This window comes from Paraciimarium castrense LEGE 11436 (assembly GCF_056633055.1).
Genome location: NZ_JBSJOW010000001.1, coordinates 684,513 through 697,572, shown reverse-complemented (window position 1 = coordinate 697,572; position 13,060 = coordinate 684,513). Strand labels below are relative to the sequence as shown.

Genomic DNA, 13,060 nt, shown 5'->3' with positions numbered 1-13,060 from the left:
TCTGAGCACCCAGCGCGCCTGCCGAACCGACGATCTCACCCATGGATCCCTGCCATTTCGCGCAGTGTAACGAAGTTTTGCGGAGATGAGGGGGGTTGGGGAGCGGTTGGCCTGCAGTCCAGGCTCACACCGCCAGCACCGCCTCGTTCCGGGCGGCGGCCTGTTCTGCCCGCTGGGTTTCGTTGAGGCCATCGGCGCCGGGGATCTGGGCTTCCATCTGCTTCAGCCAGCCCATCAGCTCCTCCAGCTGCCGTTCCATCGGCAGCACCCCCAGCCCCCGGGCCAGCACCTTGGCGGTGCTGCCGCTGCCGCCCTGGTACACCAGCCGGCCATGCAGGTGCTGGGGCAGGCCCTGGCGCAGCAGCCGGAAGGCGGGCTCCTCCATGGAGGTTTCCAGGGCGATGTTGGGTTTTTCGGGTTTGATGCGCGAGAAGCCGCAGCGTTTGGCCAGCAGCTTCAGCTCCATCAGCTGCAGCAGGGCGCTCACCGGCGCGGGAATGGCGCCGTAGCGGTCCACCCAGCCGGCGGCCAGTTCCACCAGGGCCTGCTTGCTGCCGCAGCTGGCGGCGGCGCGGTAGGCGGCGATCTTCTCGTCGTTTTCGCTGATCCAGTCGCCGGGGATGAAGGCGGTGATCGGCAGGTCGATCTGGGTGTCGTCCACGGCGGGGATGTCCTGGCCCTGGATCTCCGCCAGGCTCTCCTGCAGCATCTCCATGTAGAGGTCGAAGCCGATCAGCTCCATCTGGCCGCTCTGCTCCACCCCCAGCAGGTTGCCCACACCGCGGATCTCCATGTCGCGCATGGCCAGCTGATAGCCGCTGCCCAGCTGGGCGAACTCCTGGATCGCCCGCAGCCGTTTGCGCGCCGCTTCGCTCAGGGAGGCATCGCCGGGATAGAACAGCCACGCATGGGCCTGGATGCCGCTGCGGCCCACCCGGCCGCGCAGCTGATAGAGCTGGGCCAGGCCGAACTTGTGGGCGTCCTCGATCAGGATCGTGTTCACCCGGGGAATGTCGAGGCCGCTCTCCACGATCGTGGTGCAGAGCATCAGATCGGCCTCGCCGGCGTTGAAGGCCACCATGGCGCTCTCCAGTTCCCCCTCGGCCATCTGGCCGTGGGCCACCAGCAGCCTCAGGCCCGGGAGCATCTGCCGCAGCCCCTCGGCCACCTCCTCAATGCCCTCCACCCGCGGCACCACATAGAAGATCTGGCCGCCGCGGTCGAGCTCCTGGCGGATGGCACTGCGCACCGCCTCCTCATCGAGGCCGGCCAGGTGGGTCTTGATCGGCCGCCGCAGGGGCGGCGGCGTGGTGATCAGGCTCATCTCGCGCACCCCCGACAGGCTCATGTAGAGGGTGCGCGGAATCGGCGTGGCGCTGAGGGTGAGCACGTCCACGTCCTTGCGCAGCGCCTTGATCTTTTCCTTCTGGTTCACCCCGAAACGCTGCTCCTCATCCACCACCAGCAGCCCCAGCTGCTTGAAGCTGGTGCTCTTGCCCAGCAGCTGGTGGGTGCCCACCACCACATCCACCGTGCCGGCGGCCAGACCCTCCTGGATCACCTTGCGCTCGGCGCTGGTGCGGAAGCGATTCAGCAGGCTCACCTTCATCGGGTAAGGCGCGAAGCGCTCGCTCAGGGAGCGCCAGTGCTGCTGGGCCAGCACGGTGGTGGGGGCGAGCATGGCCACCTGGCGGCCGGCGGTGACGGCCTTGAAGATCGCCCGGATCGCCACCTCCGTCTTGCCGAAGCCCACATCGCCGCACACCAGCCGGTCCATCGGCTCGGGCTTCTCCATGTCGCGCTTCACATCGGCGATCGCCTTCACCTGATCGGGGGTGGGGTCGTAGGGGAAGGAGTCCTCCAGTTCGCCCTGCCAGGGGCCGTCCTCGGGGAAGGCGAAACCCTGGGCCTTGAGCCGGGCGGCGTAGAGCTTCACCAGATCGAGCGCCACCTTGCGCACGGCCTTGCGGGCCCGCTCCTTGGCCTTGGTCCAGGCGGTGCCGCCCATGCGGTTGAGCTGGGGCGGGCTCTCGCTGGTGGCGCGGTAGCGGCCCAGGCTGCCCAGCTGGTCGGCGGCCACCCGCAGCAGCCCATCGGCGTACTGCACGGCGAGGTAGTCGCGCTCCTCACCGCCGATCGCCAGCTTCTCCAGCCGCAGAAAGCGGCCGATGCCGTGGTTGCGGTGCACCACGAAGTCGCCGGGTTGCATCTTGCCGGGGTCCACCGTGCGGCTGGCCGCCTTGCGGCGACGGCGCACGTAGCCGCTGGCGGCCAGGGCGTGCTGGCCGAAGAACTCCCGGTCGCTGATCAGCACCAGCTTCCAGGCGGGCAGCTGCAGGCCCTCCAGTTCGGCGGTGCCGCGGAGTTTGAGCGCCACCGGCGTGTTCTGCTCGATCAGGCGCTCGATCGCCGGCTGATCGCCTGGGTTGGGCACGAAGCGGGTGATGCAGTCGTGCTCCTCCAGCAGGGCCACCGCCCGCGAGGGCTGGGCCGAGAGCAGCCACACCCGGGCACGGTCCTGCTGGAACCCCTTGATCAGCGACGCCAGCTTGCCGAAGGCATTGGGGTGGGCCGGCACCGAGCGGGAAGCCAGATCGAAGCTGTTGGCGTGCCCATCGCTCTCGTGCAGCTCGGCCAGATCGAAGCCGGCGAAGGCCTGGGCCTGCGCCAGGGCCTGCTCAGGCGGGCGGTGCAGCACGGCCGGCAGGGGCCCGCCCAGCTCCAGCTCCAGCTCGGCGTGGTGCTCCTCGGCGTGCTCGAACCACTGCTGGCCATGGGCCAGGCACCGGCGCCGTTCGTCCACGGCGATCAGGGTGCCTTCCGGCAGGTAGTCGAGCAGGGAGGCGGGCTGCTGCCAGGCCAGGCCCAGCAACCGCCGCAGCCCCGGCGGGGTGCCGCCCTCCAGCAGCTGCTCCAGGGCCTCAGGCGCCAGCAGCTGATCCAGCTCAGCCGGCATCGACTGCCGCAGGGCCTCGGCGATCAGCGGCGTGTAGCCGGTGGGGGTGAGGCGCGCCACCTCGGTGGTGTCGAGCGACCTCTGGCTGGCGGGATCGAACTCCCTGAGCTTGTCCAGTTCCTCGCCGAAGAACTCCAGCCGCACCGGCAGCTCGGCGCTCACCGGGAACACATCCACGATGTCGCCGCGGCGGCTCCAGGTGCCCTCCTGCTCGATCGTGGGCACCCGCTCGTAGCCGAGCTGGGCCAGGGTGGCGGCGAGCTGCTCCAGGGGGATGGTCTGGCCCCTGCGCAGGCTGATGCAGCGGGCCTCGAGGGCGGCTGGGGGGGGAAGGTGGGGCTGCAGGGCCCGCTCAGTCGCCACGATCGCCAGGCGGCGCCGATCGGCTGCGCTCGACTCCCGATCGAGCAGCTCGCTGAGCACCTGCAGCTGGCCCCAGGTGATCTCGCTGGTGGGATCGAAGCCCTCGTAGGGGCTGCCCTCGCTGGTGGGGTAGAGCTGGCTGCTGCGCCAGCCCATCAGCTCCAGCAGGGCCGCCCAGCGACCGGCCTCCTCCAGGGTGGGCACCACCACCAGCAGCGGTGCCTCGGCCACGCCGGCCAGGGCACTGCTGATCAGCGCCCGGGCGGCCCGGCCCGCTCCACTCAGCCGCAGCCGGGCGCTGCGCCTGCTGCGCTCCAGCAGCTCGCCGGTGAGTGGCGCCTGCTGCAACTGGCGCACCAGGGCGGAGAGGGGCATGGTGATGCGCTGAAAGAGGCAGCCACCGATCTTGCCAAGCGGCACTCCGCGGCGGCGGAGACGACAGAATGTCCCCGTGGCGCCCTTCCTCTGCCCTTCCTGCCATCCCAGCCCCCTGACCGCGCGGCGCCAGGCCGATGGCGTCTGGGTCTGCGGCCGCTGCGGCGATCCCCTGCGGCCGCGGCCGGCGAGGGGGGCGAGCGCCACGGCCAGGGTGGCGCCTGTGGCGCTGGTGGCCGGCCTGCTGCTCTCCCTTGGGGTGGGGATGGCGCTTCTGCCGAATCGCTGGCGGCTGCGGGAGTCGGCTGCCGTGCCCACCACCAAGCTGACGGCGGCGCCCCAGCCTGTGGAGGACCCCCAGCGGCCTGAGCCACCGCTGCAGCCGTTGTGGGATGGTCTGGCCCTGGAGCCCCAGCCTGGCCGCCTCGAGAACATCGACCAGGAGGTGTTGCTGCAGCAGCTGAGAGCCGCCGATGCCGCCTGGATCCCCAGGGCAGAGCGTTTCCCCGACGGCAGTACCCGCTACCACTACCAGCGCCGGGCCGGCGAGCCCCAGCTCTCCCTGGCTGAGATCCGCGACAAGATGGTCAATCCCCCCAGCTTCGATGCCGAGCAGACCGCTATCCGTGATCTGATCGAGGTGCTGATCCAGGCGGGCGTGCGCATTGAGCTGGCGCCGCCCCTCAAATCCGGGGCGGCGGCAGAATGGGACCCCCAGCTCCGTACCGTGCGAGTCAAGCCACGGGTCGTGACCAGCGGCAGCACCGAATTCGCCCAGGTGCTCAACCACGAAGCCATCCACGTGGCCCAGAGCTGCAGCAATGGCGGCGTACGGGCGATGCCCGGTCTGCTGGGCCTGAGCCGCGACCTCCCGCCCCATCTCGACGCGGTGCTCGGCGATGCGGTGTACCTGAGCGCGTCGCCGCAGATGAAGGAGCTGGAGAAGGAGGCCTATGCCAACCAGAAACGGCTGGATCTAGGGCCACGGCTGGTGCGGCAGCACTGCCGGCTGGCCGGCACGCCTTCAGGGGGCAGCCTGGCTGGCGGCAGCTGAGGGCGTGGCGGCCTGCAGCTTCTCCTCCAACTGCCTGTTGAACTCCAGCAACTGGATGTCGTTGAGGTGCTGGCGGCTGCTCAGGCCGAAGAGCTGATCGAGGCAGTTGCGGCCCTGCTGGGCGTCCCAGCCCAGCTGGCCCAGCAACAGGTCGCACTGGGCCAGCAGGTCGCGGCGCCGCAGGGGCACTGGGGCGCTGGCGGGCTCACTGCCGGCCGGGAGCGCGGTGAGGGCCTGCAGGTAGCTCTGCAGGTCGGCGTAGGTGGTGAGCCTGCTGCGGCTCGGATGGCCGAAGGCCCGCTCCAGGTAGAGGCCCTCCTGCTCGCGCTGCCAGGTCAGCCGGCCCAGCTGAAGATCGATCTGGGCGAGCTCGCTGCTCCAGTCCTCGGGGTCAGGCTCCGGTTCCTGGGGCCGGCCGGCCGCTCCAGCGGCGGGGGCTGGAGCTGGTGCCGGCACCGGAGCGGCGGCTGCAGGTGGATTGGCTCGAGAGGGCGTTGCTGCAGCCTGCGCAGCCGCAGGAGCTGCTGGTGGAAGCGGACTAGGGGCAGAAATTGGTCCAGCCTTGGCGATGGGCACCGCCACAGCCCCGGGGATGGCGGGAGCCAACTGCTTCGCCAGGCGGGCGCGGGCCCTGTCCTCGGCCTCCTCGGCCGTCCCGGCTTCCCCCAGGGCACTGCCCAGGGTTTCCCCCTGCCGATAGGCCGTGACCTCCACCACCCGGTGTCCGGGTTCGGCATGCACAAGGCGGACCTGGAGCTGCATCGGAGGTTCGGCTCAGGGACGGGTCTTCCTAGAGTGGACCCCTTGCAGGGTCTGATGGAAGCCGAGTCGATTCAATCCCTGACCCCCCTGCTGGAGGAGGTCGACCGCTGGCATGAAATTCTGCTCGTCCTGCCTCTGCTGGTGGCGCTGGAGGCGGTGCTGTCCGCCGACAACGCCATTGCCCTTGCGGCCATCTCCCGCCGCCTGCATGACCGTTCCCGCCAGGAGACGGCCCTCAATCTGGGTCTGTTGCTGGCCCTGGTGTTTCGGGTGGGTCTGATCCTGGCCGCCCGCTGGGTGCTGGATTTCTGGCCCCTCCAGCTGGCGGCGTCGAGCTACCTGCTCTGGCTGTGTGGCCGCCATCTGGCCGGCCTGGCCGCCGCCGCCCCGCTGGGCCAGAGCCCGGCGGCGGCGGCGGCCCCTGGCGCCGGACCCCTGGCCCCCGCCCCCCCAGGCCCTGGAGCCCTCACCGCCAGCATGGCCAGCGTGGTGGCCACCCTGGCGGTGACGGACCTGGCCTTTTCGGTGGACAGTGTGGCCGCCGCCGTGGCGGTGACCGATCGCCTCCCCCTGGTAATCGCCGGCGGCGTGATCGGGGTGATTGCCCTGCGGCTCACCGCCGAGCTGTTCATCCGCTGGCTGGAGGTGTTCCGCCATCTGGAAACCGCCGGCTACCTGGCGGTGGGCCTGGTGGGTCTGAGGCTGCTGCTGCGCCTCGTCAGTCCTCAGCTGGAGCTGCCGGAGTGGGCCTTGCTGTCCCTGGTGGCCGCTCTGTTCGTATGGGGCTTCTCCGCACGCCGGAGCCCGGCGCCTGAGCCCGCTGAAGAGATGCCGGTGGTAGAGCCCGCGGCTCCTCTGAGCTGAACCATGCAGGTCGAGGTGCGACTGATCGGCAGCGATCGACTGCTCGACATCATTGAAGTGGAGCATCAGGGGCAGATTCCGCAACCGGGCCGTTGGCTGAACGTCGGCGATCAGACCGTTCTGGTGCTGCAGCGCCGCCACCGCTACCGCCTCAGCAATGGCCGCTACGGGCTCGGCAGCGTGGCCCTGCAGGTGAAGCTGGAGGCCCAGCCCCCCGACGCCAGGCTCTGGGGCCACGGCTGGGTGATCGGCGATCCCCACTGTCGCTTCAATGCCCGCAGCCCCCTGCTCCGCTGCGCGGTGCTGCCGGAGGGGCCCTGCGACCGATGCGGACACTACGAGCCCCTGGCCTGAGGCCGCCCGCACTGAGGGGGCGGCATCGCCCGTAGGGTGAAGGTCTACAAGCGTTCCACCGGCCCCCATCACCCGCTCACCCCGCCCCGCCGCCCCGAGCCCCCGCAGGGGGCAACCGCCCGCCGCAACCACCCCAGGCGGGCGCAGCGCAGCTGCCTCGCGAGCAGAGGTCATCTCTGCAGCCCAAGCCGCCTCCGCCCAAACCGCTGCCGCTCCAATCCCGGCTCTCACAGACGCCGCTCCTGCGCGCTCCAGCGGCGAGATCAGCCAGGCGGCAGGCTTCGGGGATCTGGGGCTCGGACTGCCGATTCTCAAGGCGGTGGCCGAGAAGGGCTACACCACCCCCTCCCCCATCCAGCTGCAGTGCATCCCCGCCGTGCTGGCCGGCCATGACGTGATGGCGGCCGCCCAGACGGGCACCGGCAAGACGGCGGGCTTCACCCTGCCGATGCTGGAGCGCCTGCGTCACGGTCCCCATGCCCGCGGCACCGTGGTGAGGGCACTGGTGCTGACCCCCACCCGGGAACTGGCCGCCCAGGTGGCCGAGAATGTGGCGGCCTACGGCCGCTACCTCGACCTGCGCAGTGACGTGGTGTTCGGCGGCGTCAAGGTCAACCCCCAGATCAACCGCCTGCGGGCCGGGGCCGACATCCTCGTGGCCACGCCCGGCAGGCTGCTCGATCTGCAGCAGCAGCGTGCGCTTCGCCTCGATCGGGTGGAAGTGCTGGTGCTGGATGAGGCCGACCGCATGCTCGACATGGGCTTCATCCGCGACATCCAGAAGCTGATCGCCCTGATGCCGCCGAAGCGTCAGAACCTGCTGTTCTCGGCCACCTTCAGCGCTTCGATCCGCAAGCTGGCCCAGGGTCTGCTGCACCAGCCGGTGCAGCTCCAGGCCACTCCGGAAAACCAGGCGGCCCCCACCGTGGAGCACCTGCTCCACCCCTGCGACATGGCCCGCAAGCCGGAGTTGCTCACCCATCTGATCGCCAGCAACAACTGGCAGCAAGTGCTGGTGTTCTCCCGCACCAAGCACGGCGCCAACCGCATGGCCGACCGTCTCAGCCAGGCCGGCATGGCCGCCGCCGCGATCCATGGCAACAAGAGTCAGGGGGCGCGCACCCGTGCCCTGGCCGGTTTCAAGAGTGGTTCGGTGCGGGTGCTGGTGGCCACCGATCTGGCGGCCCGGGGGATCGACATCCACCAGCTGCCCCACGTGGTGAATCTGGATCTGCCCAACCAGGCCGAGGACTACGTGCACCGGATCGGTCGCACGGGCCGGGCGGGTCACCCCGGCCAGGCGATTTCGCTGGTGGCCTCAGAAGAGCGGGAACTGCTCGCGGCGATTGAGGGCCTGCTCGGCTCCCGGCTGCCCAGCGAGCCCGTGGCCGGCTTTGAGCCCACCGTGCTGAATGCGCCGCCCCTGGACCTCAGTGGAGGCCGTGGCGGAGGGCGTGGTGCTGGAGGTGGCCGTGCTGGCGGTGGCGGGGGCCGGGGCGGCTCCCGCCCCGCTGGGGCACGCCCCACAGCGGCCCGTGAAGCTGGCGGCGGTTCCCGTGGCCGGGGCGGTGGTCGTGGTGGGGCCGGAGGACGTTCCGGCCGCTGACTGGCGGCTGCCCAGGCCGTTTGCGGGTCTGAAAACGGCAACAATGGACACAACCGCCCTGGCCTCTCTCGGCTCGGATGGCACCGCACCGAACGACCCCATGCCTTACGAGCCCGGTTCCACCGAATGCCGCGTGCTGATCGACTGCAAGAGCCAGATCGAGTCGATGCTGCTGGCCCTGGATCGCATCGAGAACAGCGCCCACATCCGTGACCAGCTGCGGTCGGTTCACAACCAGCTGGAGGGTCTGCACGGCCTCTATCGGCGCAGCAACAGCTAGCTCGCCAAAGCCCTGAGCCCTTCGTCCAGGCCCTGAGCCGTTCGTCCAGGCCCTGAGCCGTTCGTCCAGGACTGAAGGATCGGTTAGTTGTGAGGGCTCTTGAGGTCCGCCGGGTGCTCGATCTCCTGGCAGAGGCTGTAGGCACAGGCCAGGGTGGCCACGCGCTTCAGGCCGCCTGGCAGGTCCCGGTGGCGCACCAGGTATCCCCTGGCCAGGTCGCGAAAGATCTGGCAGTCGGGGCTGGCCTCGGCCACATAGGTGAGGGCGCCCAGGCTGATCCCAGCCCCGCCGGCCGCGATGGCCTGATTCAGGGGAGACAGCACGGTTGCAGCCCCATCACCCTGGCCAGCGGGGATGCTCTCGGCGTGGGACTGGGAAGGGAAACCGATGCCCATGGCACCTGCCTCAAGACCTGACCCCCATGCTCTAACGCCCCAGGAGTGCCGCCTGCTGTGTGCGAACCCTAACCACACAGAACGTATTGAGACCGGCCAGGCGACGGCTGGGGGGCAGGTCTCAGGCCGACGTCGCCGCGGCCGCAGGCTCCCCCACAACAGCCCCCAGGACCTCTCCCTGCCTGGGGTTGAGTTGCTGGATCAGGGCCTGAGCGGAGCAAGCTCGCTTGCCCTCCAGCTGGCCCTCGCGCACCAGCACGGGGCAGCCCCCACTGGCCACCACCAACCCCAGGCCGGGCTCGATGGCCAGCACGGTTCCAGGCGGCGGCGAGGTCGTGGCTGGCCTATCAGCACCTTGCCAACGGCCACACAGGGCCGCCGCTTCGGCACTCAGCTGCCCTGCCAGGCGTTCCACCAGCGGTTCAGTTGCGAGCAGTTTCAGCCTTTGACCCCGCCAGAGGCTGTGGGCGCCGGGATAAAGGCCCATGACGCGGCGGTGGATGGCCAGGGCTGAGTCGGTCCAGGCGATGCGGTAGTCGTCTTTGGTGAGCAAGCGGGCGTAGGTCATCCCCGCAGCGCTCTGGGGGTGGAGGCCCAGCCGCCGCCAGCGCTCGGCCTCAGGGCCCTCGCCGGCGGCGGCAATGCGGGGCAGGGCCTCCACCAGCAGCTCGGCGGTGAGCTGGGAGAGCCGCTCGGCCAGCTGCCTGGCGTTCTCCAGCAGACCGATGGGCAGGCGCCGCTCCAGCAGCACAGGGCCCGTGTCGAGGCCGGCCTCCATCGCCATGATGCCCACGCCCGTTTCGGCATCGCCCTCCAGCAGGCTCCACTGGATCGGCCCGGCGCCCCGCCAGCGCGGCAGCAGCGAACCATGGCCGTTCCAGCAGCCAAGGGGGGGCTGGGCGAGCACCTCTGGCGGCAAGATCTGGCCGAAGGCCACCACCACGGAGAGATCGGCGGCGAGGGCCGCCAGCTGGGCCTGGACCTCCGGGTCGCGACGGATCCGCTGTGGCGTGATCACCGGTAGCCCCAGCTCCAGGGCCCTCTGCTTGACCGGAGAGGGAACCAGCTGCTGGCCGCGACCGCGGCGGCGATCGGGCTGGCTCACCACACCCACCACGCTGTGGCCGGCGGCCACCAGGGCCTCAAGGCTGGGTACGGCGTAGGCGGGCGTGCCCCAGAACAGCAGTCGCATCGCGGGGGCCCCGGGGATCAGGCTTCGCCGGTCACCGAGAGACCCTCCACCCACACCAGGGGACAGAGACCATCGGGGGTCTGCTTGACCTCGTCCTCGAATCCCACCACGGCCTGGAGCAGCTCGCGGATGTCGCCGGCCACGGTGGCGGCCTCGATCGAGCGCCGTTCGCCGCCCTGGAGCAGCCAGCCGTCGAAGGGCAGGGAGAAGGATCCCTGGCTGGCCTTCACGCCGGCATGGAGGGCCGAGAGGGAATCGATCCACACCAGCGGCGTGTCGGCCGCGTAGCGATCGAGCCCTTGGGCACCGCCGCCGCTGCCTGGGGTGGCGCCGATCTCGAACCAGTCGGGTCCTACCGACACCTTGGCGCCCATGCCGGCATGGCCGGTGGGTTGGGCGCCGAAGGCCCGGGCCGTGGCTTCCGAGTGCAGGAAGTTCTGCAGCACGCCGCCCTCAAGCAGCGTGAGCCGCCGGGTCGGGGTGCCCTCGCCATCGAAGGCGGAGCCGCCGATGTTTCCCGGGTGGAGGCCGTTGTCGTGGATCGAGAGGAAGGGCACCGCCAGGGTCTGGCCGAGCGAGTCGCGGTTGCTGAGGCTGACGCCATCCAGCACGGCGCGGGCGTTGAACAGGCTGCTGAAGGCGCCGATCAGATCCAGAAAGGCCTCTGGGCTGAACACGCAGGTGTAGCGCCCGGTGGCGATCGGCCCGTAGTCCAGATGGCTGATGGTGCGTTCGGCGGCCTCCTGCACACAGCCGTCAATGTCCAGCTCGCCGGCGCCATAGGCCAGCCGCATGGCTCCGGCGCTGCGGGGTTTGCGGCCGGCCTCCTCGGCCCGGGCGTAGAGGTAGAGGCTGGCGGTGGTGAGCTGCTGCTGGCGGCAGGCGCCGTCGCTGTTGAGGTAGAGGCGCTCACTGCTGCGCTGGGCCAGGCCGTTGTAGGGGACGGTGGCGATGGCGGGATGACACTCCAGCAGTTGGTGCTCGGCCTGCTTCAGCGTGCCGAGCAGCTCCAGGATCGGCTTGGGATCGTGCCTGGGCTGCTCCAGCGTGGCCAGGGGGGCGCTGGCCAGGGGAGAGAAGGCGGGCGTGTCGGCGGCGTTGCCGAAGGCGCTGGCGGCCTGGGCGCCGGCCAGCGCCTTGTCGAGGCCGCCGTCGGAGAGGTCGGAGGTGCTGGTGACCCCTACCAGGCCATCGCCGTTCCAGACGCGGATGGTGATGGCGCTGCGCTGGGCACCCTTCATCTGCTTGGCCTCCCCCCGGTCCACCTGCACCGAGGTGTCGGTGCTGCAGGAGGCCCCGAGATCCCACTGGCTGATGCCGTGGCGCTGGGCCAGCTGGGCAAGACGCTGCTGGAGTGCCGTGGCGTTGAGCGTGGTCATGGTCAGCGGCCCCCCACGGTGATCGAGTCCACCTTGATGTGGGGCTGGCCCACCGTCACGAAGATGCTGCCGCTCACCGAGCCGCAGAAGCCGGCGGCCAGGTCGAGGTCGTTGGCGCACATCGAGATGCGGGGCATCACCTCCTTGGCCTCGCCGATCAGGGTGGCTCCCTTGACCGGACGGGTCAGGGCCCCGGCCTCAATCAGATAGCCCTCCTCCACCGCGAAGTTGAACTGGCCCGTGGGGCCCACGCTGCCGCCGCCCATCGACTTGCAGTACAGGCCCTTGTCGACGGAACTGATCAGCTCCTCGGGGCTGTGGGGGCCGGGGGCGATGTAGGTGTTGCGCATGCGGCTGGCGGCGGCGAAGCTGTGGCTCTGGCGACGGCCGCTGCCGGTGCGCTGGTGGCCGGTGCGCAACTCGCCGGCCCGGTCGCTGATGAAGCGCTGCAGCACGCCGTTTTCGATCAGCACCGTGCGCTGGGCCTCCATGCCCTCGTCATCGATGCAGAGCGAGCCGAAGGCGCCGTCGCTGAGGCCCTCATCGATGGCCGTCACGGCGCTGTGGGCGATGGGCTCGCCGATGCTCTGGGCGAAGGGGGTGGTGCCCCGCTCCACCTGGGTGGTTTCCAGCAGATGGCCGCAGGCCTCGTGGAAGATCACGCCGCCGAAGCGGTTGGCCAGCACGGCGGGCATCTGGCCCGCCTGCACGTAGTCGGCGTAGAGCATGGTGGCGGCGCTGCTGCACACGTCCACGGCGCTGGCCTCGGCATCCCAGTGGCGCAGGTCGTCCGGCCGGCCGGAGGTGCCGTAGCGGCGGCCGAGGCCGGCGCGATGGTCGCCGTCGGCGGCGAGCACATTCAGGCCCACCGACTGGTGCAGCCGGATGTCGCGGGCAAAGGTGCCGTCGCTGGCGGCCACCAGGATCTCCTGCCAGTCGCGGGCGTACTGGCTGCGGCGGGCCTGCAGGTGGCGTCCGTGCTGCTCCAGCCTGGCCGTGGCCTCCAGCAGTTTGTCGCTGCTCTCCTGCAGAACAGGGCAGCGCTGCAGCCAGTCGTGTTTGGTCTGGGCGAAATCTCTCAGGGCCGGCAGGCCCGCGAAGCCTGCCCCCAGGGTGCTGCTGCCGTGGGCAGGAGCTTCCAGCCCCAGCATGCCCAGGGCCTGGTCCAGAGCCTGCAGCAGACCCCGTTCGGAGAGGTCGTTGGTGCTCACGAAACCATCCCGCAGGCCCAGAAACACCCGCAACCCGGCCCCCATACCGAAGGAGGGGCTCACGCTGGTGATGGTGTCCTGCTCGGCCAGCAGGCCCAGGTGGTCGGTGCGCTCCAGGAACACCTCCACCAGGTCGGCCCCGGCGGCCCGACCGGTGGCCAGCAGCAACTCCAGCCGCTCTTGCCAACTCTGGTCGAACAGCTCAAGGGTCGGCGCTGCGGCGGAGAGAACCACGGGGAACGTTCGGGTGGGCGTGGAACACGGTTGTA

General features: G+C 70.3%; 11 protein-coding genes. 5 read left to right on the top strand and 6 right to left on the bottom strand.

The genetic code is table 11. The annotated features are described in order from the left end of the window. Nucleotides 1-124: 124 nt before the first annotated feature. Nucleotides 125-3,694, bottom strand: a complete 3,570-nt coding sequence (gene mfd / locus ACWJIO_RS03705; RefSeq protein ID WP_480311448.1) for a transcription-repair coupling factor — start codon at nucleotides 3,692-3,694, stop codon at nucleotides 125-127. Nucleotides 3,695-3,770: 76 nt separating this feature from the next. Between mfd and ACWJIO_RS03700 the strand changes: the two genes are divergently transcribed. After that, nucleotides 3,771-4,748: a hypothetical protein gene (locus tag ACWJIO_RS03700; RefSeq protein WP_480311446.1), complete on the top strand. Its 978-nt coding sequence runs from the start codon at nucleotides 3,771-3,773 to the stop codon at nucleotides 4,746-4,748. Here ACWJIO_RS03700 and ACWJIO_RS03695 read toward each other — a convergent pair. After that, nucleotides 4,719-5,510, bottom strand: a complete 792-nt coding sequence (locus ACWJIO_RS03695) for a hypothetical protein (RefSeq protein WP_480311444.1) — start codon at nucleotides 5,508-5,510, stop codon at nucleotides 4,719-4,721. The genes ACWJIO_RS03700 and ACWJIO_RS03695 overlap by 30 nt on opposite strands. Before the next feature lie 54 nt (nucleotides 5,511-5,564). Here ACWJIO_RS03695 and ACWJIO_RS03690 point away from each other — a divergent pair, with 54 nt between their 5' ends. From ACWJIO_RS03690 to ACWJIO_RS03675, 4 genes are all read left to right on the top strand, one after another. Further along, complete coding sequence (locus tag ACWJIO_RS03690; RefSeq protein ID WP_480311534.1) at nucleotides 5,565-6,374, top strand: TerC family protein; 810 nt, start codon at nucleotides 5,565-5,567, stop codon at nucleotides 6,372-6,374. Nucleotides 6,375-6,377: 3 nt separating this feature from the next. Beyond that, nucleotides 6,378-6,728, top strand: coding sequence for a DUF6464 family protein (locus ACWJIO_RS03685; protein ID WP_480311443.1), 351 nt, complete (start codon nucleotides 6,378-6,380; stop codon nucleotides 6,726-6,728). Nucleotides 6,729-7,047: 319 nt separating this feature from the next. After that, entirely contained in the window at nucleotides 7,048-8,334 is a 1,287-nt protein-coding gene (locus ACWJIO_RS03680) for a DEAD/DEAH box helicase (protein WP_480311442.1), read from the top strand. A 100-nt stretch (nucleotides 8,335-8,434) separates the two neighbouring features. Beyond that, nucleotides 8,435-8,614: a hypothetical protein gene (locus ACWJIO_RS03675; protein ID WP_480311441.1), complete on the top strand. Its 180-nt coding sequence runs from the start codon at nucleotides 8,435-8,437 to the stop codon at nucleotides 8,612-8,614. 83 nt (nucleotides 8,615-8,697) lie between these two features. Here the strand turns inward: ACWJIO_RS03675 and ACWJIO_RS03670 are convergent, their stop codons facing one another. The 4 genes from ACWJIO_RS03670 to ACWJIO_RS03655 form a co-directional block, all read right to left on the bottom strand. Next, nucleotides 8,698-9,009, bottom strand: coding sequence for a hypothetical protein (locus ACWJIO_RS03670; protein ID WP_480311440.1), 312 nt, complete (start codon nucleotides 9,007-9,009; stop codon nucleotides 8,698-8,700). Between the two features lie 121 nt (nucleotides 9,010-9,130). Next, entirely contained in the window at nucleotides 9,131-10,201 is a 1,071-nt protein-coding gene (gene fmt / locus ACWJIO_RS03665) for a methionyl-tRNA formyltransferase (protein WP_480311438.1), read from the bottom strand. Nucleotides 10,202-10,218: 17 nt separating this feature from the next. Next, nucleotides 10,219-11,580, bottom strand: a complete 1,362-nt coding sequence (locus ACWJIO_RS03660) for a TldD/PmbA family protein (RefSeq protein ID WP_480311436.1) — start codon at nucleotides 11,578-11,580, stop codon at nucleotides 10,219-10,221. A gap of 2 nt (nucleotides 11,581-11,582) precedes the next feature. Then, nucleotides 11,583-13,025, bottom strand: coding sequence for a TldD/PmbA family protein (locus ACWJIO_RS03655; RefSeq protein ID WP_480311435.1), 1,443 nt, complete (start codon nucleotides 13,023-13,025; stop codon nucleotides 11,583-11,585). Nucleotides 13,026-13,060 lie beyond the last annotated feature (35 nt).

Coding starts and splice junctions, on each gene's coding strand:
- mfd (WP_480311448.1), bottom strand. CDS start 3,694: ATGCCCCTCTCCGCCCTGGTGCGCCAGTTGCAGCAGGCGCCACTCACC.
- ACWJIO_RS03695 (WP_480311444.1), bottom strand. CDS start 5,510: ATGCAGCTCCAGGTCCGCCTTGTGCATGCCGAACCCGGACACCGGGTG.
- ACWJIO_RS03690 (WP_480311534.1), top strand. CDS start 5,565: ATGGAAGCCGAGTCGATTCAATCCCTGACCCCCCTGCTGGAGGAGGTC.
- ACWJIO_RS03685 (WP_480311443.1), top strand. CDS start 6,378: ATGCAGGTCGAGGTGCGACTGATCGGCAGCGATCGACTGCTCGACATC.
- ACWJIO_RS03675 (WP_480311441.1), top strand. CDS start 8,435: ATGCCTTACGAGCCCGGTTCCACCGAATGCCGCGTGCTGATCGACTGC.
- ACWJIO_RS03670 (WP_480311440.1), bottom strand. CDS start 9,009: ATGGGCATCGGTTTCCCTTCCCAGTCCCACGCCGAGAGCATCCCCGCT.
- fmt (WP_480311438.1), bottom strand. CDS start 10,201: ATGCGACTGCTGTTCTGGGGCACGCCCGCCTACGCCGTACCCAGCCTT.
- ACWJIO_RS03660 (WP_480311436.1), bottom strand. CDS start 11,580: ATGACCACGCTCAACGCCACGGCACTCCAGCAGCGTCTTGCCCAGCTG.